Genomic DNA, 23033 nt, shown 5'->3' with positions numbered 1-23033 from the left:
GTATCGCCGCGACACACCGATTTCAGGTTCCCGCTTTGACCAGCTCCACCCTTGCCTATGCCGCCCGGCTGTTCCTCGCCGCGACGCTCGCCCTGACCGTTGCGCGGTTGCTCGGGCTGACCAATGTCTACTGGGCGGCGATGCCGGTCTGGGTGGTAATCCAGCCCCATCGCGAAGACATGGCGCTGCGCGCGGTGCTGCGGGTTGTGGGCACCTTGGTCGGGGCAGCAATCGGGATCGCCGCGCTTCGCTGGCTGCCAGTGCCGGGAATCGCGCTGACCGTGGCGCTGACGGCGGCCGTGGGCGTGGGGATCGCCTACCGGATCGGGACGCATTGGGCCTATGGCTTCACGCTGATGGCGATCACGGTCGGCGTTGTGGTGATGCCCGCGCTCGGCATGGGGGCGGAGGCAATCCCCCTCGCACTCGACCGGGTCGCCTGCACGCTTCTGGGCGTCATCTCGGTGACGGCGGTGAACTGGCTCTTCACGCCCGCCCGTCGCGCGCCGATGCCGCCGCGCCCGAACCCGCATTTTATCCAGCAGCTTTGGCTGCGCATGGCGGCGGTGGCGGCGCTCACGGGCGCGGCCACGCTGATCGACGCCCATTTCCCCCACCCCGCCGCGACGGCAGCTGCATTGTCGGTGATCGTCTTCTCCTCGGTGCTGGGCTCCATGCCGAATCCGCGCCCCGCCGTGCGCTTCCTGGTGCCCGGCGTCGCGCTTGGCGTCCTCGCCGCCATCGCCTATCGCGGGCTGACCCACCTGTCGGGCGGCGATCAGACCGAGTTCCTGATACTCGCCTTCGCCTTCATCGCGGGCGGTGCGCTACTGCGCGCCCATCCCCGGACCACGTTGATGGGGATCGACATCAACATGTGTTTCCTACTGGCCGGAGAAGTCGGCGCGCCGGGTCATTCCCTGCAAGTGACCGCCGCCGGAGCCGCCGCGATGTTCACCGGCAGCGTCGTCATCGCGACGCTCATGTTCTACCTGTCGCGGCTGCACCCACCAGCGGCCACCGCATAAGCTCGCACCGCCCCGCGCATCCCCTTGCAGCCAGCCGCCGCGCCACTTAAGTTTGCGGCAAAGGACGAGGAGCCCTATTTATGGCAATGGAAGCCCATGACATCGAAGCCCTGATCCGGGCCGAATTCCCCGATGCCAAGATCACGATCACCGATCTCGCCGGGGACGGAAATCATTGGGCAGCGGAGGTCATTGACGAGAGCTTCCGCGGCAAGAACCGAGTCCAGCAACAGCGCGCGGTCTATGCCGCGCTCAAAGGGGCGATGGACGGGCCGAACGGGGTGCTGCACGCGCTCGCACTGACCACCAAGGCGCCCGAGTGATTTCACACGCGTCCCGAGCCGGGACGGAGAAAGGATTAAGCGATGAACGCGCAAGACCAGATCGCCCAGCAAATCTCCGAGAATGACGTCGTTCTCTTCATGAAGGGCACCAAGGACATGCCGCAATGCGGGTTTTCGAGCCGCGTCGCGGGCGTGCTCAACTTCATGGGCGTGACCTACAAGGACGTCAACGTGCTGGCGGATCAGGACATCCGTCAGGGCATCAAGGACTATTCGGACTGGCCGACCATCCCGCAGCTCTACGTCAAAGGCGAGTTTGTCGGCGGCTGCGACATCATCACCGAGATGACCCTCTCGGGTGAACTGGATCAGCTCTTCGAGACCAAGGGCGTGAGCTTCAACAAGGAAGCTGCCGAGCAGATCCGCGCCGCCAACGCCTGAGCGCGGATCAAATACCTATCGAAAGCCCCGCCAGTGGCGGGGCTTTCGCGTTTCAGCATCGGTCTGAGTTGGGTGCCGCCCGGCGGCCCTGAAACTCCGTCTCACTTGCGTCCGATGAAGCGGTCGAACCAACCCTTCGCACCTTCCTCGGCATCGTCCCAGGCTTCGCCCGCCTCCTCGAAAAGCGGATCGATCGAGCGCTGACGGAACTGCCGCCACATCGCGCGGATCGTCAGGACGATGATGACGAGCAGCGTCAGGATGATGATATTCGCCCAAGGGATAATGCGCGTATCGGGAGCGGGCACGACCTTCAGCCCGACCGCATTCGGAAAGATCGTCAGCCAGCGCGAGCGCCAGCCATAGCGCGTGACCGACACCCAGATCGGATCGGCCGAGGTCGAGATCAGCGACTCGGCCTGTGCCTGCAAATCCGAACTGTCGAGCTTGAAATAGGGCGGCCACCCCCAGCCGGTATCCTCGTTGCGAAAGACCAGTGTCTTGCCGTTCGGGCGCACCGTGTTGATGAAGCGCACATCGCGGCTCGTGGCGTTCGCAGTGCCTACATCGGGCGCGGCCCAGAAAATCGAGTTCTCGCCGAAGTCGATCCGGCGCACCTCGGTGCCGACGATCCGCACGATGTCATGGCGTGGCAGGTTGTAATGCAGGAACACCGCAGCGAAGCCGATCACGACCAGCCAGAAGCCCCATTTCACGTAACGCATCGCACCCTCACCTGTAATTCATCAGATAGACAATCAGCCCCACCACGACGATCGGCAGGACATAGACCAGCCAGATCAGCTTGCGCAGCAGACTTTTCTCGTAGTCTCGCATCCCGGCCTCGACGTAAGCCTCGCGTGTGGTCTCGGCCCGACCCTCGGCTGCGGCCTCGTTCCAATCCTCTTCCAGCGCCTCGCGCCGGACCGACCGGGCATAGAGACGCACCAGCCAAAACAGGACCGTCAGTACGATCAGGCCGAATATCGCCAGTCGGATGAAGGCCAGCATCGCGCGCCCTCCTTGCCCCTCGCTGTCGCAAGCCTAGGCCGCAGCGGCGGGCTTGACCAGATCAGCCTTTGCGGCGCGCCATGCCGATCCGGATCAGCTTGATCACGATGGCGGAGGCCGCGACTGGGATCAGCGCCATCACGTAGGTCGCGGCGAACATCTGCCGCGGCACGTAGCCGTTCGAGCAGCTCGCCGTGTCAGAGAAGAAATGCAGCACGAAGCCCGCGCCGCAGGCGGTGCCGGTCATGTAGAAGGCAGGCACGATCATCGCCACAGGCACCAACGCCAGAAGCTTCGCCCAGTCGTATTTCGACAGCCACCCTCCGACCGCGATGCAGAGCACAAGCGCGAAGGCCAAGAACAGGTTCATCCGGTCCCTCCGTAGGATTTTGTCCCGCAATAGCGCGCGCCGTCCGCGAAAGCCACGTGTTTTCAGTCCAGCTGTTTTCGCTTGGCCCGCCGCGTCGAGCGGCGCTAGCCTTGGGTATGGACCTTGCCACTCGCCTCAAGACCGCCATCGATGCCCGCCGCGACGCGTTGATCGCGCTGACGCAGGCCTTGATCCGCATCCCGACGCTGAACCCGCCGGGACGCAATTACCGCGAAATCTGCGAATATCTTGCCGAGCGTCTCTCCGAACGCGGGTTTGCGACCGAGATGATCCGCGCCCGTGGCGCGCCCGGCGACAGCGAGTCCTATCCGCGCTGGAACCTCGTCGCCCGCTTCGAGGGCGCGCGCCCCGGCGACTGCGTGCATTTCAATTCACATCACGACGTGGTCGAGATCGGCCATGGCTGGACCCGCGATCCGTTCGGCGCCGAGATCGACGGCGACCGCATCTACGGCCGCGGCGCCTGCGACATGAAGGGCGGGCTGGCGGCCTCGGTGATCGCTGCAGAGGCCTTCCTCGACACCTGCCCCGATTTCAGGGGCAGCATCGAGATTTCCGCCACTGCCGACGAGGAATCGGGCGGCTATGGCGGCGTGGCCTATCTGGCCGAGCAAGGCCGCTTCGATTCCGCCCGCGTGCAGCATGTCATCATCCCCGAGCCGCTGCACAAGGACCAGATCTGCCTCGGCCATCGCGGCGTCTGGTGGGCCGAAATCGAAACCCACGGCCGCATCGCGCATGGCTCGATGCCCTTCCTCGGCGACAGCGCGATCCGCCATATGAGCGCCGTTCTGAGCGAGATGGAGGAGACGCTCTATCCGCTCCTTCTGGGCAAGCATACCGAGATGCCCGTGATCCCCGAAGGCGCGCGCGCCTCGACACTGAACGTCAATTCGATCCATGGCGGCGCGCCGGAAGAGGAGGCCGATTACACCGGCCTGCCCACGCCTTGTGTCGCCGATCGCTGCCGAATCGTAATCGACCGCCGCTTTCTGATCGAGGAAGACCTTGCCGAGGTAAAGGCCGAGATTGCGGACCTGATGGAACGCGTGAGGGCGCAGCGTCCGAGCTTCCGATACGAAATCCGCGACCTGTTCGAGGTGCAGCCCACGATGACCGACAAGGGCGCGCCCATCGTGCGCTCCACCGCCGCCGCGATCGAGGCTGTGCTGGGCCGCGAGGCGGCTTACGTCGTCTCTCCCGGCACCTATGACCAGAAGCATATCGACCGGATCGGGCGGCTGCAGAATTGCATCGCTTACGGGCCGGGCCTTCTGGAGCTCGCCCACCAGCCCGACGAATGGGTCGGCATCGAGGATATGGCCGACAGCGCTAAGGTCATGGCGCTGGTTCTGGCAGAACTGCTGGGTCCCTAGGGGCGCTGCCCCTCGGCGCGTGCCGCGCCTCACCCCGGGATATTTGGACCAAGGGGAAGGAGCATTCCCTCCTTCTTCGCTCTTGTCGAAATATCCCGGGGGGCGGCGAAGCCGCGGGGGCCGCGCCCCCTCGAGCTATCAGACGGCGATATTGTCGATCAGACGCACATCGCCGAGCCAGATCGCGGCCAGCATCCGCGTCGGTTGCGACAGATCCGCCGCGGGCTTCAGCCCGTCGACCGTGCGCAGCTCGAGGTAATCGAGTTCCCCAAAGCCCGCTTCCTTCAACTCGGCTTTCGCATCGTTGAGCGCGCCTTCGACCGGCACGCCGTCGCGGATCTTCGCGGCCGCCTCCTGCATCACCTTATGCAGACGCGGCGCCAGTGCTCGCTCCCGAGCGGTCAGCCGCACATTGCGCGAGGACATTGCCAGACCGTCCTCTTCGCGGATGGTCGGGCAGCCGATGATGCGGATCGGCATGTTGAGATCGCGGGTAAGCTGCTGGACCACCTGCAATTGCTGCCAATCCTTCTCGCCGAAGAATGCGCGCCCCGCCTGCGTCATGCCGAAGAGCTTCGAGCAGACCGTCGCCACGCCATCGAAATGGCCCGGCCGGAAGGCGCCCTCGAGCGGCTCGGTGATACCCGACACGGACACGGTGGTAGAGAACCCGTCGGGATAGACCTCGTCCACACCGGGCGCGAAGAGCACGTCGACCCCTTCCGTTTCCAGAAGCGCCAGATCCTGTGCCTCGTCGCGCGGGTATTTGTCGAGATCCGAGGCATTGTTGAACTGCATCGGGTTCACGAAGACCGTCACGATCACGCGGTCCGATTGCTTGCGCGCGGCGCGGGCGAGACTGAGGTGGCCGTCATGCAGCGCGCCCATCGTCGGCACCACGCCGACCAGCATCCCCGAGCGCTTCCACGCCGCCACCTTGTCGCGCAGTTCAGCGGCCTTGCGGATCACCTGCGTCATTTCTTCACCTCATCGGCGAAGCTGTGCTCGGCTGCCGGGAAGCTGCGATCACGTACTTCGGCTGCGTAATCGGCGACGGCGGCTTCGGCTTCCTGACCGAGCTGGCCGAAACGCTTGACGAATTTCGGTTTGAAATCGTTGAAGAGGCCCAGCATGTCATCGACCACCAGCACCTGCCCGTCGCAGCCGGCGCCCGCGCCGATGCCGACGGTGGGGATAGCGACCGTCGCGGTGATCTCGTCGGCCAGCCCCTGCGGAACTTTCTCGAGCACCACCGAGAAGGCCCCCGCTTCGGCCACGGCTTTCGCATCCTTGACCAGGCGCGCCCGACTGTCGCCGCGGCCCTGCACCTTGTAGCCACCCAGCGTGTTCACCGATTGCGGGGTCAGCCCGATATGGGCCTGCACCGGGATACCGCGCGCGGTCAGGAAAGCGATGGTCTCGGCCATATGCGCCCCACCTTCGAGCTTCACCGCCCCCGCGCCGGTCTCGGCCATCAGCCGCGACGCGTTGCGGAACGCCTGCGCCGGGCTTTCCTCGTAGGAGCCGAAGGGCATGTCGATCACCATCAGCGCGTTAGACAGACCGCGCGCCACGGCCTTGCCGTGAAGGATCATCATTTCCATGGTGACGCCCAGCGTCGAAGGGAGTCCGTGGAGCACCATGCCCACCGAGTCGCCGACCAGCACGAGATCGCAATGGCTGTCGACCAGCTTCGCAATCGGCGTGGTGTAGGCGGTCAGGCAAACGATCGGCGCGCCGCCCTTCATCGCGAGAATATCTGCGGGCATCTTCTGCCGCGTGGTTCCGGTGACGCTCATGGCATCCTCCTGATCTGCTTGCGCGCGAGTCCTAGCGTCACCCGGCCCGCAAGGAAAGACGTGAACGCGCAAACGCTGCGACATCGGGCGCGTCGCGCATGATTTTGCCCCGCTCGCGAAAAGACCGAGCCCCCATGAAAAACGGCGCGAGGTTGCCCCACGCGCCGCAGATTTCTTGTCCAAGATCGGTTCGATCAGTTGTTGCTATCGACACAGGTGCCGGTGCCGGAATAGCCGCAATCGACAGTGGAGTTGGCATTCTCTCCCGAGCCGCCGACCTCTTGGGCCATCGCGACCGAAGCCTGATGCTGTTCCTCTTCGATTTTCTTCTGATCGGGAATCCGGCCCGCTTTCCACGCGGCCTCGTCCTCGTTGATCGCCACCTGATTATAGGCGGAGACCACGTAGCCCGAATGCAGCTGCACCACGGGCCCTTCCATCTCGAGGCTTTCGGCGCGGCTGCGAACCTTCACCGGCGTGCCCTTCGGCACTTTCGAGAACAGGTCGATGATGTCCTGGTTGAAGAGGCGGATACAGCCGGCCGACGTCGCACGACCGATCGAGGACGGGTCCATCGTGCCGTGAATCCGGTAATAGGTATCGCGGTTGCCCTGGTAAAGATAAAGCGCGCGCGCCCCCAGCGGGTTGTCCAGACCGCCCGGCAGACCGTCTTTCAGCGGCCCGTAGAGGTCGGGATCTTCCTGGATCATGTTCTGGGTCGGCGTCCAGCTCGGATATTCCTGCTTGCGCTCGATCGTGGCGCTGCCCGAGAAAGTCTTGCCATCGCGGCCCACGGCGATGCCGTAGCGCTCTGCCTTGCCCGGCTCGGTGATGTAGTAGAGGAAGCGCGCATAAGGATCGACGACGATCGTCCCGACGGCCTCGGGCCCGTGATAGGGAACGATCTGACGGCGGTTGCGCTCAACCAAATACTTCGGGTTGATCGCCGGGATGGTTTTCCCGTCATCTTCGCGCGCCTGATATTCCGAGGGCACGGCCTTCGTCGACTGGGTCGGTTGCGCGTAGCGCTGTTCCGGCGCACTCGCGCAGGCAGCCAAGATGCCAGCCAGCCCGAAGAGCATGGCCGGTCGGATCGCGCGTTTGAGCGTCGAATAACTCGCGGTCACTTGCAATATTCCTGTCTCTTTTTCGGTGGGCCTTCTGCCCGGTTCCGTCATTCAAGGGGCTAGATAGGGGAAAGTTCCCTCCACTCACACTCACATGAATGTGATCAGGGCGACTCCGGCAGATTCCTGCCCCCTTGATTTTCCGCGTGTGCAAGCGGAGCGTGCTGCGAAATCGCGTGACAAGAGGAGGTGCCGCGCATGAGTTTGCCGCTTTGGTTCGATCCCGAGGAGATATTGATCGGAGGCGTCTGGCACAAGACCAATGCGCGCCTGCAAGTGGAATGCCCGTCCGATGGGCGCGAAATCGCGCAGATCGCCCGCGGCGGCTCGGAGGAGATCGACGCGGCGGTCGAGGCCGCGCAGGCCGCGCTTGCGGGCGAATGGGGGCAGTTGAGCGCGGCGGAACGCGGGCGACTCCTGCTGAAGATGTCGAGGCTCGTGCTCGCCCATGCCGAGGATCTCGCGGTGATCGAGGCGCTCGATGTCGGCAAACCACTGACGCAGGCACGGGCCGATGTGGCGGCGCTCGCGCGCTATCTCGAATTCTACGGCGGCGCCGCCGACAAGGTGATGGGCGAGACGATCCCCTATCTCAACGGCTACACCGCCTACACGCTGCGCGAGCCGCACGGCGTGACTGCGCATATCGTGCCGTGGAACTACCCGATGCAGATCATCGGCCGCTCGGTCGGGGCCGCGCTGGCGATGGGCAATGCGGCGGTCGTGAAACCCGCCGAGGAAGCCTCGCTCACCGCGCTGGCCTTCGGACGGATCGCGCAAGAAGCCGGAATGCCAGCCGGGGCGCTCAATATCGTGCCCGGTCTGGGCGAAGAAGCCGGCGCCGCGCTCTCGGCCCATCCGGGGATCGACCACATCTCCTTCACCGGATCGGTCGCGGTGGGCCAGCGCATCCAAGCTGCGGCGGCCGCCAATGTCGTGCCCGTCACGCTGGAGCTCGGTGGCAAATCCCCGCAGCTCGTCTTCGCCGATGCCGATCTCGACCGCGCGCTGCCCTTCCTCGTGAATGCGGGCATCCAGAACGCCGGGCAGACCTGTTCGGCCTCCTCTCGCATCCTCGTGCAGCGCAGCCGCTACGACGAGGTTCTGGAAATGATGGCCGCACGCTATCGAAGCCTCGTCGCAGGCCCCGCGCTTGGCGATCACGACCTCGGCCCGCTGATCTCGGCGCGGCAGAAGGAGATCGTCGAGGGCTACCTCGCGCTCGCGTCCGACCTCACCATCGCGGCCCGAGGCCGGATCGCCGAGAACGCCCCGGCGAGCGGCCATTACGTCGCGCCGACCCTGATCGGTGGCGGCCACGGCGCACATCGGCTTGCGCAGGAGGAAATCTTCGGCCCGGCGCAGATCGTCATCCCCTTCGAGGACGAGGAAGAAGCCGTCGCCATCGCGAACGGCACAGAATACGGGCTCGTCGCCTCGGTCTGGTCGGAGAATGGCGGGCGGACGATGCGGCTCGCTCGCCGCCTGCGCGCGGGACAGGTCTTCCTGAACAATTACGGCGCGGGCGGCGGGGTGGAGCTTCCCTTCGGCGGCATCGGTAAATCCGGGCACGGGCGCGAGAAAGGGTTCGAGGCGCTCTATGGCTTCTCCGTCCTGAAAACCGTCGCCGCCTGGCATGGCTGAGGGTTTCGGCTTGGCGGAAATACCCCGGGGGTGAGGCGGGATCAGCGGCCTTCCGGTGGAAGGACGCCCCGACGAACGCCCGAAGCGCAAGCGAAGGGCCGGAACCGGGGCAGAGCCCCCTTGCACCCGATGTGTCCTGCGACAACAGTAGGCCCCGAGGAGGAGGAGAGATGAGACTGGAAGGCAAAAGCGCGATCGTCACCGGCGCGGGCTCGGGCTTCGGGGCGGGGATCGCGCGCCGCTTCGCCGCCGAGGGCGCGCGTGTACTGGTCGCGGATCTCAACGCGGAGGCCGCACAGGCCATTGCGGACGAAACCGGCGGCGTGGCCTGCACCGTGGATGTCAGCCGCGATGCGGATGTTGCTGCCATGGCGGAGGCCGCACGCGAGGCCTTCGGTCAGATCGACATTCTGGTGAACAACGCCGGGACCACTCATCTGCCGAAGCCGATGGAGGACGTGAGCGAGGAGGAATTCGATCGCATCCTGAGGGTGAACGCGAAATCGGTCTACCTGACGGCGCGCCATATCGTGCCGGAGATGAAGGCGCGCGGCGCGGGCGCGATCCTGAACGTGGCCTCCACCGCCGGCGTTAGTCCGCGGCCCAATCTAAGTTGGTACAACGCCTCGAAGGGCTGGATGATCACAGCCACCCGCGCGATGGCGGTCGAGCTGGCGCCGTCCGGCGTGCGGGTCAACGCGATCAACCCGGTCGCCGGAGAGACCCCGCTCCTGAAGAGCTTCATGGGTGAGGACACACCGGAGATCCGTGCGAAGTTTCTCTCCACCATCCCGCTCGGGCGGTTTTCGACCCCCGAAGATATGGCGAATGCAGCGCTGTTCCTGTGCTCGGACGAGGCGAGCATGATCACCGGCGTTGCGCTGGAAGTGGATGGCGGGCGCTGTATCTGAGAACAGCGGTTTGACTTGGGGGCGTTGCCCCCCAACCCCCAGGATATTTGGACCAAGAGGAAGATGAAGGCAGGGCCGAACAATCTGATCACCGATATCGCCGGGCTGCGCGTGGGCAATGCCGAAGATGCGGGCCTGCGCTCGGGCGTGAGCGTTCTGGTCGGCGAGCGCCCCTTCACGGCGGCGGTGCAGGTGATGGGCGGCGCCCCCGGGACGCGGGAGACCGATCTTCTTGCGCCGGACAAGCTGGTGCAGGAGGTCGATGCGCTTGTGCTCTCGGGCGGTTCGGCCTTCGGGCTTGGTGCCTGCGATGGGGTGATGGCGGGGCTGCGCGCGCAAGGCCGCGGTTTCGCGGTGGGCGATCAGCGCGTTCCGATCGTGCCCGGCGCGATCCTGTTCGATCTGCTCAATGGTGGCGACAAGAGTTGGGTCGACACGCCCTATCCCGGGCTCGGGCGCGCGGCGCTCCAGGCGGCTTCGGAGCGGTTCGAGATCGGCAGCGCCGGGGCGGGCTTCGGGGCGATGACCGGCACGGTGAAGGGCGGACTTGGCTCTGCCTCTGCCGTGCTGGAGAGCGGCTTCACGGTGGGGGCGCTCGTAGCAGTGAATGCGCTCGGCTCGGCGACCGTCGGCGAGGGGCCGCATTTCTGGGCCGCGCCTTGGGAAATCGCGGGCGAATTCGGCGGGCTCGGACCAGCGCCCCGGCACGATCCCGCCACCGAGCCCGAACCGACGAAACGCCAGGGCGAGGCCACCACCATCGCCATCGTCGCGACCGATGGAGCCCTCAGCCAAGCGCAGGCACAGCGCATGGCCACCGCGGCCCATGACGGCATGGCGCGGACCATCGTGCCCTCGCACACGCCGATGGACGGCGATCTGATCTTCGCCGCCGCGACCGGCGAGAAGCCCCTGCACGATCCGGTCCGCGACCCGTTCCAGCTTGGCCATGCGGCGTCTTGCGTGCTTGCCCGGGCCATCGCCCGCGCCATCTATGAGGCCAAAGAATACCCCGGCGATCTGCAGCCCTGCTGGCGCAGCCGTTACGGAACATCCCACACCCCGGCGCATTGACCGGACGACCCATCCAGCCCTTCGGAGGACATCATGCTCGACGACAAAACCGACCTCAAATCCATCCTCAAGGATCCCTCGCTTCTGGTGACCAAGGCCCTCGTCGCGGGCGAATGGGTCGATGCCGATGACGGCACCACCTTCGAGGTGACCAACCCGGCGCGCGGCGACGTGATCTGCACCGTGCCCGATCTGGGCCGCGCCGAAACCGCCCGCGCCATCGCTGCCGCCGACGAGGCGATGAAGGACTGGGCGGCGCGCACCGGCAAGGAACGCGCGCAGATCATGCGCAAATGGTACGACCTGATGATGGAGAACCAGGACGATCTCGGCGCGATCCTCACCGCCGAGATGGGCAAGCCGCTGGCCGAGGCGAAGGGCGAGATCGCCTATGGCGCAGGCTTCATCGAGTGGTTCGGCGAAGAGGCCAAGCGCGTCTACGGCGAGACGATCCCGGGCCATCAGCGCGACAAGCGGATCACCGTGATCAAGCAGCCGATCGGGGTCGCGGCCTCGATCACGCCGTGGAACTTTCCCAACGCGATGATCGCGCGCAAGGCGGGCCCGGCGCTTGCCGTGGGCTGCGGCTTCGTCTGCCGCCCGGCGTCCGAGACGCCGCTCTCGGCGCTGGCGATGGCGGTACTGGGTGAACGGGCGGGCCTGCCCAAAGGCATCCTCTCGGTCATCACCTCCGCGAAAGCCTCCGATATCGGCAAGGAATTCTGCGAGAACCACACCGTGCGCAAGCTGACCTTCACCGGCTCGACCGAGGTGGGCCGTATCCTGCTGCGTCAAGCGGCGGATCAGGTGATGAAATGCTCGATGGAGCTGGGCGGCAACGCGCCCTTCATCGTGTTCGACGACGCAGATCTCGATGCGGCGGTCGAAGGCGCGATGGCGTCGAAATTCCGCAATAACGGTCAGACCTGCGTCTGCGCCAACCGCATCTACGTCCAGTCCGGGGTCTATGACGCTTTCGCCGAGAAGCTGGCCAAGGCGGTCGAGAAGCTCAAGGTGGGCGATGGCCTGAAGGAAGGTGTCGAGGCCGGTCCGCTGATCAACGAGGACGCGGTCAAAAAGGTGCAGGAGCACATTCAGGACGTGCTCGACCACGGCGGCTCGATCGTCACCGGCGGCGCGCGGCACGAGATGGGCGGTACCTTCTTCCAGCCGACCGTGCTGACCGGGGTCACGCAGGAGGCCAAGGTATCGCATGAGGAAACCTTCGGCCCGGTCGCCCCGCTCTTCAAGTTCGAGACCGAGCAGGAGGCGATCGCCAAGGCCAATGACACGATCTTCGGCCTCGCGAGCTATTTCTACGCCCGCGATGTGGGCCGCATCACCCGCGTGCAGGAGGGTCTGGAATACGGGATCGTCGGCGTGAACACCGGCCTGATCTCGACCGAAGTCGCGCCCTTCGGCGGCGTGAAGCAATCCGGTCTGGGCCGCGAGGGGTCGCATCACGGCGTCGAGGACTATCTCGAGATGAAATATATCTGCCTCGCGGTCTGAGACCGGCGAGCGGCAGAGGAAATCTTCGGAGGGCGGGCCGCGTGTCCGCCCTCTCTTTCATTAATACTCACCGCTGCTTATCTTGTTCGTGAACGAGGACGAGGGGCAGGCTTTGGGCATTTCCGACATTGCGGACGGCATCACGCGCGGGATCGAAGGCATGGGCCAATCGGTCTCGGAAGCGCTGTTCGAACCGGTGATCCGGCTCGGCGTGACGGGTCTGTCGCGCGCGGGCAAGACCGTGTTCATCACTTCGCTGGTCGCGAACCTTCTGGACCGGGGGCGGATGCCTGCGCTGGGGTCCGCCTCCGACATCACCGCCGCCTATCTGCAGCCGCAGCCGGACGACACCGTGCCGCGCTTCGACTACGAGAGCCACCTTGCCGCGCTGACTGGCCCGTCACCGCATTGGCCGGACGGCACGCGCGCGGTCTCGGAGCTGCGCCTGTCCTTCCGCATCCAGCCGCGCGGGATGCTGGGCGCGGTGCGCGGGCCGCGCGTCGTGCATCTCGACATCGTGGATTATCCTGGCGAATGGCTGCTCGATCTCGGGCTGATGGAAAAGAGCTATGCCGAGTGGTCGGCCGAGGCGCTGGCGCGTCTGCCGAACCGTCCGCAAGGCGCAGAGTATCTGGCGCAGTCCGAAGCGACGGATGGCACGGCGGAGTTCACCGAGCCGCAGGCCAAGGCGCTGGCGGCGGGCTTCACCCGGTATCTGGTCGCGGCGCGCGATGCGGGGTTCTCCGATTGCACGCCGGGGCGCTTCCTGCTGCCCGGAGAGATGGCCGGATCACCCGCGCTGACCTTCGCGCCGCTGCCCGCGGGCGACGCCCCACGCGGCTCGCTCCGGCGAGAGATGGAGCGGCGCTTCGACGCCTATAAGCGCGAAGTGGTCCGCCCCTTCTTCCGCGACCATTTCGCCAAGATCGACCGCCAAGTGGTGCTGGTCGACGTACTGGGCGCGATCCATTCAGGGCCTGCCGCGCTCGACGATCTGCGGCAGGCGATGGCGGATATCCTGGCGGCCTTCCGCCCGGGGCGCGCGAGCTGGCTGACCTCGCTGATCGGCGGCAAGCGGGTCGAGAAAATCCTCTTCGCCGCGACCAAGGCCGATCACCTGCATCACACCCAACACGCCCGCCTCACCGCGATCACCGGCGCGCTGCTGCGCGAGGCCAGGGACCGCGCCGATTTCGCGGGTGCGAAGACGCTGGCCCTGTCGATCGCGGCGCTGCGCAGCACTACGGAAGAAACCCTCTCGCATGACGGGGCGGAGCTGCAGGCCGTGCGCGGCCGTTTGGAGAGCGGTAAATCGGTCGCGCTATATCCCGGCGAATTGCCCGCCGACCCGGCGCAGCTTCTCTCGCCCGCCGCCCAAGGGGCCAGCGCGTGGCTTGATGAAGACTATTCGATCATGAACTTCGCCCCGGCCCCGGTGATCCTGAGGCCCGGCGAAGGCCCGCCGCATATCCGGCTCGACCGCGCGGCCGATTTCCTGATCGGGGACAAGCTATGAAAAAACCGGTGATGATCGAGATCGAGGACGCGCCCTCGCCCGCCGAGGCCGCGCCGATCGAGGATATGCCGAGCGCAACCGAGGAACGGCTGGAAGGCCGTGCCATGCAGATCGCAACCCGGCTGGGGGCACGCCGCGCCTCGCCCATCGTGCGCTTCTTCTGGCGCGCGACGGTGGCGCTGGTGGGCTTCCTGATTTCCGTCGCGCTCTGGCGCTTCATCGACGGGCTGTTCGCCACCCATCCGATCCTCGGCTGGATTGGCACCGCGCTGGTAGCGGCCTTCGCGCTTGGCGCGCTGCTGATCACGGCGCGCGAGATCGCCGCCTTCTCGCGGCTGGCGCGGCTCGACAAGGTCCACAAGGAAGTCTCGGAAGCGTTGAGCGCCGACGACCTAAGCCGCGCCCGCAAGGTGACGGCCCATGTCTCCGGCCTCTATGCCGCGCGGCCCGAAATGGATTGGGCGCGCAAACGACTGGCCGAGCAAACGGGCGAAGTGCTCGACACCGACACGCTGATGGGGCTGGCAGAGACCGAGCTGATGGGACCGCTCGACGCCGCGGCCCGGCTGGAGATCGAGGCCGCGTCGCGCACCGTCGCCACGGTGACCGCCGTCGTGCCGCTTGCGCTGGCCGATGTGTTCACCGCGCTTACCGCAAACCTGCGGATGATCCGGCGCATCGCGGAAATCTATGGCGGGCGCTCGGGCACGCTCGGCTCGGTGCGGCTGGCGCGGACGGTGATGACCCATCTCGTCGCGACCGGCGCGGTAGCGGCGGGTGACGACCTGATCGAGACCGTCACCGGCGGCCACCTCGTCTCGAAACTCTCGCGTCGCTTCGGCGAAGGCGTGATCAACGGCGCGCTCACCGCCCGAGTCGGCATCGCCGCGCTGGAGGTCTGCCGCCCGATGCCCTTCCGCAAACTGCAAAAGCCCCGCGTGACCAACCTGATCGGGCGGTCGCTGACGGGCGTGTTCGGGAAGAAAGGGGACTGATCCTCTTCTTCTTGGCTTAAATATCCAGGGGGGCTGGCGGTGCCAGCGGGGCAGAGCCCCCATTGTCATTTCAGTTTCGGAATACCGCCCGGAAGCGTCTCGCGTTCGACCACGCCCTGACGCAGGCTCATGCCGATGCGATGGGCGAGCGCTGACCAACCTTCCGCCTGTTGGGGCGAGAGCTCCTCGCGCAGCACCTTGTCGAATTCTGCAAGCCAGGTCGAAAACATGCCCGGGCGCACGTTGCCCGCCGCCCGGTGGACCTGCATGGGCGAGCCGTCATAGACCGGTTTGCGAAGGATCGCGTTCTTCCAGAACCGTGCGACCTTGTCCTCATGTGTCGGCCAGTCGGTGACATGCACCGCAAAGACCGGGCCCAGCATCGCATGTTCCCGGACGCGCTCGTAGAAGCGCGCGACGACGCGGTCGATCTCGGCCTCGGTGATCTCGAAACGTGCCAGGGGATTAGCCATCGCCGAACAGGTCCGTCTGCGGGGTTGCCGGTTTCGGAGCTTCCAGCCCCAGATGCCGCCACGCCCGCGCGCCCAGCATCCGCCCGCGCGGGGTGCGGCTGATCAGGCCCTGTTGCAGCAGGTAAGGTTCGATGACTTCCTCGATCGCGTCGCGACTTTCCGAGAGCGCGGCCGAGAGCGTCTCCACCCCCACCGGGCCGCCGCCGTAATGATCTGCCATCAGCATCATGTAGCGCCGGTCCGCGCCGTCGAGACCGAGATTGTCGACGCCCAGCCGCGTCAACGCCCGGTCCGCGATTTCGCGGGTCAGCCGCCCGTCGCCTTCGACCAGCGCGAAATCGACGACTCGGCGCAGCAGGCGGCCGGCGATGCGCGGGGTGCCGCGGGCGCGCTTGGCGATCTCGCGGGTGCCTTCGGGATCGGACGGGATACCCAGCAGCCGCGACCCGCGCGTCACGATCAGGTCCAGCTCATCCTCGGTGTAGAATTGCAGTCGGGTCGGGATGCCGAACCGGTCGCGCAGCGGCGTCGTCAGCAAACCGAGCCGCGTCGTCGCGCCGACCAGCGTGAAAGGCTGCAATTCGATCCGCACAGTGCGCGCGGCGGGGCCTTCCCCGATCACGAGGTCAAGCTCGAAATCCTCCATCGCGGGATAGAGCACTTCCTCGACCGCCGGATTCATCCTGTGAATCTCGTCGATGAACAGTACGTCGCGCGCTTCGAGATTGGTCAGGATCGCAGCCAGATCGCCCGCCTTGGCGAGCACCGGCCCCGAGGTCATCTTGAAGTTCACGCCCAGCTCGCGCGCCATGATCTGCGCGAGCGTCGTCTTGCCCAGACCGGGCGGGCCGTGGAACAGCGTGTGATCCATCGCCTGGCTGCGCATCTTCGCGCTCTCGATGAAGACCCGCAGATTGGCGCGGGCCTCGGCCTGACCGGTGAATTCTTCCAGCGCCTGAGGCCGCAGAGCGCGGTCGGCGTCTTCGGGCAAGCGGTCGGGCCGCAACGTGGGATCGGGTTCGCTCATCGTCATCTACTGTCGCGCCTTTGGCGGAGGGGAGCAAGCGGGGCCCTGCCCCGCACCCCGGGATATTTAGATCAAGAAGAAGATCAATCCTTAGGGGCCAGGAGCCGAAGCGCCGCGCGGATCAGCTTGGCGGTATCGGTGACCTCCGGATCGTCATTGGCCTGCGCCACGGCACCAGCAGCATCGGAAGGCGCGTAGCCCAAATTGGTGAGCGCAGAGATCGCCTCGGCGGTGAAGTTCACCTTCGGCGTGGCGGCGGGCGCGGCTTTCTTCGCGGGCTTTTTCGCGGGCGCATCCTCGATCACCTCGGGAGAGGCGTCGACGGTCAATTCCGCGCCCATTGCCATGACGGAAGGTGCTTTCTCTTTCAGTTCCAGCACCACACGTTGCGCGAGTTTCGGACCCACGCCGGGGGCCGATTTCACCGCTGACCAGTCGCCCAGCGCGATCGCCCGGCCCAGCCCTTCCGCGCCGAGCGTGCCGAGGATCGCGAGCGAGGCTTTCGCACCGATCCCCTGTACCGAGGTCAGCAGCCGGTGCCATTCCTTCTCCAGCAGCGTCGGGAAGCCGAAGAGTTGCAAAAGGTCTTCGCGCACCAGAAGGTCGGTATAGAGCGCGCAGGCCTCGCCTACGGGCGGCAGAGATTGTGCAGTGCGCTGGCTGACATGGACGACATAGCCCACCCCGCGCACGTCGATCATGACGTGGTCGGGCGCGCGGTGGATGATGACGCCTGCGATGCGACCGATCATGCGCGCCTCCGTTGCGTCGTGCCGAGGGCCTCGCGGGAGAGCTGCGCCGCGTTCATCCGGGCCGCCGATTGCAGGTGGAAGGCGTGGCAGATCGCGATGGCGAGCGCATCGGCGGCATCCGGGCCTTCGAACTGCACGCCGGGCAGTTGGTGGCGCACCATGTGCTGCACCTGCGTCTTGTCGGCATGACCGACGCCGACGACGGTTTTCTTGATCGCGTTCGGGGCGTATTCGCCGACCTCGAGCCCCGCCTGCGCCGGCGCCAGAAGCGCGATGCCGCGCGCCTGCCCCAGTTTCAGCGTCGCAACGGCGTCCTTGTTGACGAAGGTCTGCTCCACCGCCGCGGCCTCGGGCGCGTGAGTCGCGATGACCGCGCTCAGCCCTTCGTGCAGCACCAGCAGGCGCTTTGCCAAATCCTTACCTTCGGAGTGGAGAATACCGTTCGCGACGTGCCTGAGCCGCGATCCGTCCATCTCGATCACGCCCCATCCGAGATTGCGCAACCCCGGATCGATCCCGATCACCCGCATCTGCCCTGCCTCGTTCTCGTGTTGTTTCGCAAGGACTAGCACGAAAAGGGAACATCGGCCAGAGGCGATGCAGAAACAGGCCTTCTATCACATGCGATTCCTGCATGGCGGGGCTGCCAAAACTGAGATTGTTTTCGCGCTCTGCCAGTCTTATCTGCGCCTCAGAAGATGGAATGCCCGAAACTTGAGCAGTTTGTGAACGAAGGATCCTCCCCATGGCTTCGATGGATATCAACACCCGCATGAGCCGCAGCGCCCGACCGAGCGTCATCACCTCGCTGATCGCCGCCCTGCACGACTGGAACGACGCACGCGTCACCCGCAAGGCTCTGATGAAGCTCAGCGACCGCGCGCTGGACGATATCGGCCTGACCCGGCTCGACGTGGCGCGTCTGCGCTAAGTCGACCGAAAGGTCATGCGAAAAGGGCTGCCCCGGCAACGGCGCAGCCCTTTCTTTTTGGGATACAGGCTTGGGTGCCTAGCCGATGAACGGTGCGAGCCAGCCGGCGATTTTCCGGGTAATCGGATCGGCATGCATGATCCAGGCCCCCACCCGTTCGAATTGCGAACCACCCGCGAGGCTTGCGACACGCGCCTCGTAGCTAGCCTGCCCAACCTGGGCGAGCATAGCGCCCTTCACCAGCAGAATACCGGCGAAGATCAGCGCCACACCGCGCAACGGAAAATGGCGCCGCACCTTGGGACGCATGGAGTCGAAATAGCTGCGGCCCAAGGCACCGGAGGCCTCGAATGCGCCGCCAGCCTGATGAATCTGGTCGATCCGATGCAGCCGCTTTTCAAAGGACTCTATTTGTGGATCGCGCATGGCAAACCCCGTTGACTGCGATGCCCCGAAGGCAATTTCTCAAGACAGGGTAAAGCAATCCTTACGACAATCAGAGCGGATTTGTGGCGGATTAGGCGCGCTGCATGACCAATGTCGTCCATTCGCCGAATTCCTTACGCGAATGGGAAACAAAGCCCTGCGCCTGATAGGCGGCGACGACTTCATCGGCCTGTTCGTTGAGAATCCCGCTGAGGATCACAAAGCCCGATTCGGCGCAGTTGCGGCCCATTTCGGGAGCAAGCGCGACGAGCGGGCCTTTCAGGATATTGGCGAAGATCAGATCGAAGGGGGCGGCCTCTTTCAGACGCGCGTCGCCGAAGCCCGCAGCTTCGATGCAGATCACGCGGCCCTCAAGATCATTCACCGCGACATTCGCCGCTGCCGTTTCCACCGCGACTGGATCGATATCGGAGGCCAGAACCGGTTCGGGCCAGAGCTTCGCCGCTGCCATCGCCAGAACGGCGGTGCCGCAGCCTATATCGGCGACGTTGTGGAAGGTGTGACCCTCGTTCGCGAGATCGTCGAGCGCCGTCAGGCAGCCCGAGGTGGTCCCGTGATGGCCCGTCCCGAAGGCCATCGCCGCGTCGATCCGCAGCGCAATCGCATCGGCCGGGATCTTGTCCTCGTCATGGCTGCCGTAGAGGAAGAAACGGCCCGCGCGGACCGGGGCCAGTTCACGGCGCACATGGGCGACCCAATCGGTCTCAGGGATTTCCGAGACGACGAAAGGCTGCGCCCCGTGCGAGATCGCCAGCAGGTCGAGCGCCACGTCGTCAGGTGCCTCGAGGAAATAGCCCGAGACCTCATAGCGGCCCGACCCGTCCTCGATCTCGAACACGCCCGTGCCATAGGGGCCGGGATCGAGCTCTTCGAGACGTTCGGACAGCGCCTCGGCGGCCTCGCGATCGGCCAGCGTGGTAAAGGCGGTGAAGGTGGTCATGGGGCGCGCTCCTCGGGATGGTTGCGCCCGGGCTTAGGGCCGCGGGCGCGAACCGTCAAGCGGCCCGCGCGCCCATCGGATCACGCGTTCAGCCCGATCGGGCAGGTCACGCCGGTCCCCCCGAGGCCGCAATAGCCGCCGGGGTTCTTCTCCAGATATTGCTGGTGATAATCTTCGGCATAGTAGAAGGGCGGCGCGTCCATGATCTCGGTGGTGATATTTCCGTAGCCCGCCGCACTCAGGCGCTCTGCATATGCTTCGCGCGAGGCTTCGGCCGCCTCTTTCTGCGCGTCGGTATAGGTGTAAATGCCCGAGCGATACTGGGTGCCGCGATCATTGCCCTGACGCATGCCCTGGGTCGGATCGTGGTTTTCCCAGAAGATGCGGAGCAGATCGTCGTAACTGACCTTGGCCGGATCGTAGATCACGCGGACCACCTCGTTATGGCCGGTCATGCCGGTGCAGACCTCGCGATAGGTCGGGTTGGGCGTCGGCCCGCCCGCGTAACCGACCATGGTCAGCCAGACGCCGTCGGTGTTCCAGAAGATACGTTCGACGCCCCAGAAGCAGCCCATGCCGAACATCGCCTCTTCCATGCCTTCGGGCACGGGGGAGCGCAGGTCGCGACCCCAGAGGAAATGCGGCTCTGCCAGAGGCATCGCCTCGTCGCGGCCCGGCAGGGCCTCGGCCTTGGTGGGAATGGTGGCGGGTTTTTCGAACAGCATTGTGAGTCTCCCTTTCGCGCCCCTCTCAGATAGGCGCGGATCGACGAAATTTCCAGTTCACGCCGGAACCGGGCCAAGCCCCTGCAGCACGGTCTCGTAGCCTTTCGAGGGGTGACGCGGCACCAGCAGCGCGAGTCCCAGCGAGATCACCGCCATCGAGGCCGCCAGCCCGAAAACCGCGCCGGGCGAGACCATCCAGAGATAGCCCAGCGTCACCGGCAGGAAGACGGCGGCGATATGGTTGATCGTGAAGGCGACGGCGGCGGTGGGCGCGATATCCTCGGGGTCGCAGATCTTCTGAAAATAGGTCTTCTGCGCGAAGGCCAGCGCGAACAGCAGATGATCGACGACATAGAGCGCGCAGGCGAGCCAGATGCCCCAGCCGAACCAGTAGATCCCGCCATAAGAAAGAAACAGCAGTGTCAGCCCGACATATTCGAAGATCAGCGCGCGGCGCTCGCCGAAGCGATGCACGAAGCGGCCCATCGCCGGCGCGGCGGCCATGTTGACCGCGAAGTTGATCAGGAAGAGCGCGGTGATCTCGTCCACCCGCAGCCCGAAGCGCTCGACCATCATGAAGGCGGCGAAGACCACGAAAATCTGCCGACGCGCACCCGCCATGAACGTGATCGCGTAATAGAGCCAGTAGCGGCGACGCAGCACGAATTTCTTCGATTGCGGCTCGCGGGTGTGGAACTGCGGATAAATCAGCGCGGCGGCCGCCATCATCACCATCGTCGCGATCCCGGCGGTGGCGTAGACGAACTCGTAGCTGAGATTGAAGGTCTTCCATGTCAGCACCAGCACCGCATAGGCGGCGAGCGACGCGCCTGAGCCGATGGCCACGATCCGCCCCAGCGTCTGTGGCGCCTTTGCCTTGTCGATCCACTGCAATTGCAGCGACTGGTTCACCGTCTGGAAATAGTGAAACCCGATCGACGAGAGCAGCGTCACGATGATGAGTCCGGCGAAGCTCGGGAAAAGGGCGGTCACCGCCGTCGCCCCGCCCAGAAGCAGCAGCGACAGGATGGCCAGCGTCTGCTCGCGCATTACCCAGAGCACGACGATCACCCCGATCGCGAGGAACCCCGGCACTTCGCGGAAGCTTTGCAGCCAGCCGATATCGACGCCGTCGAAATTCACCACGTCGATGACGAAGTTGTTCAGGAGCGCCGACCAGGTGGCGAAGGAGATCGGCATGGCAGCGGCCATGACGTAAAGCAGCGCTTCGGGTCTGCGCCAGCGGGGCAGCTCGTGGGCTTCGTCGAGCGGGACGGAACGGAACTTCATCATGCTCTCCTTAGACGCGACGGCAGCGTCCACGGCAAGTCTGCAAAAGGTGCGACCTGACTCAGATCAATGTGCGTTTCTGCGGTTTCTGGCAAAACCCGTGCGCGAACGGGAGATCTGGCTATGGACATCATCGCACTCATCGAGCGGATCGGCGAAGGCCCCACGGCGGCGCTTTTCGGGGTCATCACCGGGCTCATCTTCGGCGTGGCCGCGCAGAAATCGAACTTCTGTCTGCGGGCTGCGACCGTGGAATTCGCGCGGGGCAAGCTGGGCGGCAAGGTCGCGGTCTGGTTTCTGACCTTCTCGACCGCGCTGGTCTGGGTGCAGAGCGCGCAGTTGCTCGACCTGTTCCGGCAAGCCGACAGCCGGATGATGTCGGTGCCGGGCTCATGGTCGGGCGCGATCATCGGCGGCCTCATTTTCGGCGTCGGCATGGTGCTGTCGCGCGGATGTTCGGGGCGGCTTCTCGTGCTCGCGGCGACGGGCAACCTGCGCTCGGTCGTCTCGGGGCTGATCTTCGCCGTAACCGCCACGATGAGCCTCAAGGGCATCCTCGCACCGCTGCGCGATAGACTCGCCGGCCTCTGGATTACCGGGACGCAGAACGTGAATATCCTCGACGCGCTGCATCTGCCGGACTGGACCGGGCTCGCCGTCGGCATCGTCTTCGCCATCGCAGGCATGTATCTGGCCAAGCGCAACGAGATTGGTGTGAAGACGTGGATCTTCGCCTCCGGCGTCGGCTTCGCGGTCGCGGTGGGCTGGGTGCTGACCTTCATGCTGAGCCAGGTCGCATTCGATCCGGTGCCGGTCAATTCCGTCACCTTCTCGGGCCCCTCGGCCAATACGCTGATGTTCTTCCTCGACCGCCATTCGGTGCTGGAATTCGACGTCGGCCTCGTGCCGGGCGTGGTGCTCGGCGCGTTCCTGAGCTCGCTCCTCTCGCGCCAATTCGCATGGCAGGGCTTCGACTCGGTGCCGGTGATGCGGCGCTCGATGATCGGGGCTGTCTTCATGGGCTTTGGCGCGATGCTCGCCGGCGGCTGCGCCATCGGCAACGGGGTGACGGGCACCTCGGTTCTCGCGGGCACCGCGTGGCTGGCGCTGTTCTGCATGTGGATCGGTGCGATGGTGACCGACTTCCTTCTGGACCAGCGCAGCATGACACCTGCCACAGCCTGCTAAGCGCGCTCTTGCGCTTGCGAATAGCGCGTCCCGAGAGTCTCGGGGCGCCTACGCGCCTTCCTGCCGAAGCGCGAAGCTGCGCGAATCCTCACCTTACGGCACCCGTAAAAAAGCGTTAGATATTTCAGGGAAGAACCGCCGTGGAACTCGC

26 protein-coding genes are annotated in these 23033 nt (G+C 65.5%); 12 read left to right on the top strand and 14 right to left on the bottom strand.

Annotation, left to right across the window (positions count from 1 at the left end):
* The first annotated feature begins 35 nt into the window (after positions 1 to 35).
* The 3 genes from B6V72_RS15160 to grxD all read left to right on the top strand — a co-directional run bounded on the left by B6V72_RS15160 (position 36) and on the right by grxD (position 1753).
* Positions 36 to 1028, top strand: coding sequence for an FUSC family protein (locus B6V72_RS15160; protein WP_168173059.1), 993 nt, complete (start codon positions 36 to 38; stop codon positions 1026 to 1028).
* A gap of 80 nt (positions 1029 to 1108) precedes the next feature.
* The gene (locus B6V72_RS15155; protein WP_075775791.1) at positions 1109 to 1351 is read left to right on the top strand and encodes a BolA family transcriptional regulator; all 243 of its coding nucleotides are present in this window, start codon (positions 1109 to 1111) and stop codon (positions 1349 to 1351) included.
* 42 nt (positions 1352 to 1393) lie between these two features.
* Positions 1394 to 1753: a Grx4 family monothiol glutaredoxin gene (gene grxD / locus B6V72_RS15150; protein ID WP_075775790.1), complete on the top strand. Its 360-nt coding sequence runs from the start codon at positions 1394 to 1396 to the stop codon at positions 1751 to 1753.
* A gap of 101 nt (positions 1754 to 1854) precedes the next feature.
* Here grxD and B6V72_RS15145 read toward each other — a convergent pair whose 3' ends face one another.
* The 3 genes from B6V72_RS15145 to B6V72_RS15135 all read right to left on the bottom strand — a co-directional run bounded on the left by B6V72_RS15145 (position 1855) and on the right by B6V72_RS15135 (position 3134).
* A complete protein-coding gene (locus B6V72_RS15145; RefSeq protein WP_088720446.1) occupies positions 1855 to 2478 on the bottom strand; it encodes a DUF1523 family protein in 624 nt (207 codons plus the stop codon).
* Between the two features lie 7 nt (positions 2479 to 2485).
* The gene (locus tag B6V72_RS15140; RefSeq protein ID WP_077701075.1) at positions 2486 to 2764 is read right to left on the bottom strand and encodes a hypothetical protein; all 279 of its coding nucleotides are present in this window, start codon (positions 2762 to 2764) and stop codon (positions 2486 to 2488) included.
* Positions 2765 to 2825: 61 nt separating this feature from the next.
* Positions 2826 to 3134 (bottom strand): hypothetical protein, encoded by a 309-nt coding sequence (locus B6V72_RS15135; RefSeq protein ID WP_075775788.1) that lies wholly within the window; start codon positions 3132 to 3134, stop codon positions 2826 to 2828.
* Between the two features lie 116 nt (positions 3135 to 3250).
* On the opposite strand from B6V72_RS15135, the gene B6V72_RS15130 reads away from it, so the two are divergent.
* Complete coding sequence (locus B6V72_RS15130; protein WP_088735926.1) at positions 3251 to 4531, top strand: acetylornithine deacetylase/succinyl-diaminopimelate desuccinylase family protein; 1281 nt, start codon at positions 3251 to 3253, stop codon at positions 4529 to 4531.
* A gap of 138 nt (positions 4532 to 4669) precedes the next feature.
* Here B6V72_RS15130 and panC read toward each other — a convergent pair whose 3' ends face one another.
* The 3 genes from panC to B6V72_RS15115 all read right to left on the bottom strand — a co-directional run bounded on the left by panC (position 4670) and on the right by B6V72_RS15115 (position 7457).
* Positions 4670 to 5509: a pantoate--beta-alanine ligase gene (gene panC, locus B6V72_RS15125; RefSeq protein WP_075775786.1), complete on the bottom strand. Its 840-nt coding sequence runs from the start codon at positions 5507 to 5509 to the stop codon at positions 4670 to 4672.
* The gene (panB, locus tag B6V72_RS15120) at positions 5506 to 6330 is read right to left on the bottom strand and encodes a 3-methyl-2-oxobutanoate hydroxymethyltransferase (protein WP_088735925.1); all 825 of its coding nucleotides are present in this window, start codon (positions 6328 to 6330) and stop codon (positions 5506 to 5508) included. The genes panC and panB overlap by 4 nt, the downstream gene beginning before the upstream one ends.
* Positions 6331 to 6524: 194 nt before the next feature.
* Positions 6525 to 7457, bottom strand: a complete 933-nt coding sequence (locus B6V72_RS15115; protein WP_346394398.1) for a L,D-transpeptidase — start codon at positions 7455 to 7457, stop codon at positions 6525 to 6527.
* Positions 7458 to 7655: 198 nt separating this feature from the next.
* On the opposite strand from B6V72_RS15115, the gene B6V72_RS15110 reads away from it, so the two are divergent.
* The 6 genes from B6V72_RS15110 to B6V72_RS15085 all read left to right on the top strand — a co-directional run bounded on the left by B6V72_RS15110 (position 7656) and on the right by B6V72_RS15085 (position 15109).
* On the top strand, positions 7656 to 9101 hold the full coding sequence (locus B6V72_RS15110) for an aldehyde dehydrogenase family protein (protein WP_088735924.1): 1446 nt from the start codon (positions 7656 to 7658) through the stop codon (positions 9099 to 9101).
* Between the two features lie 170 nt (positions 9102 to 9271).
* Entirely contained in the window at positions 9272 to 10012 is a 741-nt protein-coding gene (locus B6V72_RS15105; RefSeq protein ID WP_075775782.1) for an SDR family oxidoreductase, read from the top strand.
* A gap of 63 nt (positions 10013 to 10075) precedes the next feature.
* On the top strand, positions 10076 to 11086 hold the full coding sequence (locus B6V72_RS15100) for a P1 family peptidase (RefSeq protein ID WP_088735923.1): 1011 nt from the start codon (positions 10076 to 10078) through the stop codon (positions 11084 to 11086).
* A gap of 33 nt (positions 11087 to 11119) precedes the next feature.
* Positions 11120 to 12598 (top strand): NAD-dependent succinate-semialdehyde dehydrogenase, encoded by a 1479-nt coding sequence (locus B6V72_RS15095; RefSeq protein ID WP_088720453.1) that lies wholly within the window; start codon positions 11120 to 11122, stop codon positions 12596 to 12598.
* 112 nt (positions 12599 to 12710) lie between these two features.
* Positions 12711 to 14114 carry a YcjX family protein gene (locus tag B6V72_RS15090; RefSeq protein WP_088735922.1) on the top strand — a complete coding sequence of 468 codons (1404 nt, stop codon included), beginning with the start codon at positions 12711 to 12713 and terminating at the stop codon, positions 14112 to 14114.
* Entirely contained in the window at positions 14111 to 15109 is a 999-nt protein-coding gene (locus tag B6V72_RS15085) for a TIGR01620 family protein (RefSeq protein ID WP_240497738.1), read from the top strand. Before B6V72_RS15090 ends, B6V72_RS15085 begins: the two co-directional genes overlap by 4 nt.
* A 65-nt stretch (positions 15110 to 15174) precedes the next feature.
* On the opposite strand, the gene B6V72_RS15080 is transcribed toward B6V72_RS15085, so the two are convergent.
* From B6V72_RS15080 to ruvC, 4 genes are all read right to left on the bottom strand, one after another.
* Positions 15175 to 15582 (bottom strand): group III truncated hemoglobin, encoded by a 408-nt coding sequence (locus B6V72_RS15080; RefSeq protein ID WP_088735921.1) that lies wholly within the window; start codon positions 15580 to 15582, stop codon positions 15175 to 15177.
* Positions 15575 to 16609, bottom strand: coding sequence for a Holliday junction branch migration DNA helicase RuvB (ruvB, locus tag B6V72_RS15075; RefSeq protein WP_088720487.1), 1035 nt, complete (start codon positions 16607 to 16609; stop codon positions 15575 to 15577). Before ruvB ends, B6V72_RS15080 begins: the two co-directional genes overlap by 8 nt.
* Before the next feature lie 83 nt (positions 16610 to 16692).
* Positions 16693 to 17361 (bottom strand): Holliday junction branch migration protein RuvA, encoded by a 669-nt coding sequence (ruvA, locus tag B6V72_RS15070; protein WP_088735920.1) that lies wholly within the window; start codon positions 17359 to 17361, stop codon positions 16693 to 16695.
* The gene (gene ruvC / locus B6V72_RS15065) at positions 17358 to 17891 is read right to left on the bottom strand and encodes a crossover junction endodeoxyribonuclease RuvC (protein WP_088720456.1); all 534 of its coding nucleotides are present in this window, start codon (positions 17889 to 17891) and stop codon (positions 17358 to 17360) included. Before ruvC ends, ruvA begins: the two co-directional genes overlap by 4 nt.
* Before the next feature lie 215 nt (positions 17892 to 18106).
* On the opposite strand from ruvC, the gene B6V72_RS15060 reads away from it, so the two are divergent.
* Positions 18107 to 18292, top strand: coding sequence for a DUF1127 domain-containing protein (locus tag B6V72_RS15060; RefSeq protein ID WP_075775776.1), 186 nt, complete (start codon positions 18107 to 18109; stop codon positions 18290 to 18292).
* Positions 18293 to 18370: 78 nt separating this feature from the next.
* On the opposite strand, the gene B6V72_RS15055 is transcribed toward B6V72_RS15060, so the two are convergent.
* From B6V72_RS15055 to B6V72_RS15040, 4 genes are all read right to left on the bottom strand, one after another.
* Positions 18371 to 18718 (bottom strand): hypothetical protein, encoded by a 348-nt coding sequence (locus tag B6V72_RS15055; RefSeq protein WP_075775775.1) that lies wholly within the window; start codon positions 18716 to 18718, stop codon positions 18371 to 18373.
* Between the two features lie 91 nt (positions 18719 to 18809).
* Positions 18810 to 19679, bottom strand: coding sequence for a 50S ribosomal protein L11 methyltransferase (locus B6V72_RS15050; protein ID WP_088727846.1), 870 nt, complete (start codon positions 19677 to 19679; stop codon positions 18810 to 18812).
* An 80-nt stretch (positions 19680 to 19759) separates the two neighbouring features.
* Complete coding sequence (gene msrA / locus B6V72_RS15045) at positions 19760 to 20404, bottom strand: peptide-methionine (S)-S-oxide reductase MsrA (RefSeq protein ID WP_088735919.1); 645 nt, start codon at positions 20402 to 20404, stop codon at positions 19760 to 19762.
* 57 nt (positions 20405 to 20461) lie between these two features.
* Positions 20462 to 21694, bottom strand: coding sequence for an MFS transporter (locus B6V72_RS15040; RefSeq protein ID WP_075775772.1), 1233 nt, complete (start codon positions 21692 to 21694; stop codon positions 20462 to 20464).
* Positions 21695 to 21817: 123 nt separating this feature from the next.
* Here B6V72_RS15040 and B6V72_RS15035 point away from each other — a divergent pair, with 123 nt between their 5' ends.
* Positions 21818 to 22882, top strand: coding sequence for a YeeE/YedE family protein (locus B6V72_RS15035; protein ID WP_088735918.1), 1065 nt, complete (start codon positions 21818 to 21820; stop codon positions 22880 to 22882).
* Positions 22883 to 23033 lie beyond the last annotated feature (151 nt).

It is taken from the genome of Thioclava sp. F34-6 (assembly GCF_002213235.1).
Classification (GTDB): domain Bacteria; phylum Pseudomonadota; class Alphaproteobacteria; order Rhodobacterales; family Rhodobacteraceae; genus Thioclava; species Thioclava nitratireducens.
This window is presented reverse-complemented; position numbering and strand designations above follow the sequence as displayed.

Bases quoted from the DNA above. Each gene is read 5' to 3' on its own strand.
- B6V72_RS15100 (WP_088735923.1), top strand. From the start codon at position 10,076: ATGAAGGCAGGGCCGAACAATCTGATCACCGATATCGCCGGGCTGCGC.
- B6V72_RS15110 (WP_088735924.1), top strand. From the start codon at position 7,656: ATGAGTTTGCCGCTTTGGTTCGATCCCGAGGAGATATTGATCGGAGGC.
- B6V72_RS15095 (WP_088720453.1), top strand. From the start codon at position 11,120: ATGCTCGACGACAAAACCGACCTCAAATCCATCCTCAAGGATCCCTCG.
- B6V72_RS15080 (WP_088735921.1), bottom strand. From the start codon at position 15,582: ATGGCTAATCCCCTGGCACGTTTCGAGATCACCGAGGCCGAGATCGAC.
- panB (WP_088735925.1), bottom strand. From the start codon at position 6,330: ATGAGCGTCACCGGAACCACGCGGCAGAAGATGCCCGCAGATATTCTC.
- B6V72_RS15040 (WP_075775772.1), bottom strand. From the start codon at position 21,694: ATGAAGTTCCGTTCCGTCCCGCTCGACGAAGCCCACGAGCTGCCCCGC.
- ruvB (WP_088720487.1), bottom strand. From the start codon at position 16,609: ATGAGCGAACCCGATCCCACGTTGCGGCCCGACCGCTTGCCCGAAGAC.
- panC (WP_075775786.1), bottom strand. From the start codon at position 5,509: ATGACGCAGGTGATCCGCAAGGCCGCTGAACTGCGCGACAAGGTGGCG.
- B6V72_RS15140 (WP_077701075.1), bottom strand. From the start codon at position 2,764: ATGCTGGCCTTCATCCGACTGGCGATATTCGGCCTGATCGTACTGACG.
- B6V72_RS15155 (WP_075775791.1), top strand. From the start codon at position 1,109: ATGGCAATGGAAGCCCATGACATCGAAGCCCTGATCCGGGCCGAATTC.
- B6V72_RS15145 (WP_088720446.1), bottom strand. From the start codon at position 2,478: ATGCGTTACGTGAAATGGGGCTTCTGGCTGGTCGTGATCGGCTTCGCT.
- B6V72_RS15050 (WP_088727846.1), bottom strand. From the start codon at position 19,679: ATGACCACCTTCACCGCCTTTACCACGCTGGCCGATCGCGAGGCCGCC.
- grxD (WP_075775790.1), top strand. From the start codon at position 1,394: ATGAACGCGCAAGACCAGATCGCCCAGCAAATCTCCGAGAATGACGTC.
- B6V72_RS15035 (WP_088735918.1), top strand. From the start codon at position 21,818: ATGGACATCATCGCACTCATCGAGCGGATCGGCGAAGGCCCCACGGCG.
- B6V72_RS15135 (WP_075775788.1), bottom strand. From the start codon at position 3,134: ATGAACCTGTTCTTGGCCTTCGCGCTTGTGCTCTGCATCGCGGTCGGA.
- msrA (WP_088735919.1), bottom strand. From the start codon at position 20,404: ATGCTGTTCGAAAAACCCGCCACCATTCCCACCAAGGCCGAGGCCCTG.
- B6V72_RS15130 (WP_088735926.1), top strand. From the start codon at position 3,251: ATGGACCTTGCCACTCGCCTCAAGACCGCCATCGATGCCCGCCGCGAC.
- B6V72_RS15055 (WP_075775775.1), bottom strand. From the start codon at position 18,718: ATGCGCGATCCACAAATAGAGTCCTTTGAAAAGCGGCTGCATCGGATC.
- B6V72_RS15105 (WP_075775782.1), top strand. From the start codon at position 9,272: ATGAGACTGGAAGGCAAAAGCGCGATCGTCACCGGCGCGGGCTCGGGC.
- ruvA (WP_088735920.1), bottom strand. From the start codon at position 17,361: ATGATCGGTCGCATCGCAGGCGTCATCATCCACCGCGCGCCCGACCAC.
- B6V72_RS15085 (WP_240497738.1), top strand. From the start codon at position 14,111: ATGAAAAAACCGGTGATGATCGAGATCGAGGACGCGCCCTCGCCCGCC.
- ruvC (WP_088720456.1), bottom strand. From the start codon at position 17,891: ATGCGGGTGATCGGGATCGATCCGGGGTTGCGCAATCTCGGATGGGGC.
- B6V72_RS15060 (WP_075775776.1), top strand. From the start codon at position 18,107: ATGGCTTCGATGGATATCAACACCCGCATGAGCCGCAGCGCCCGACCG.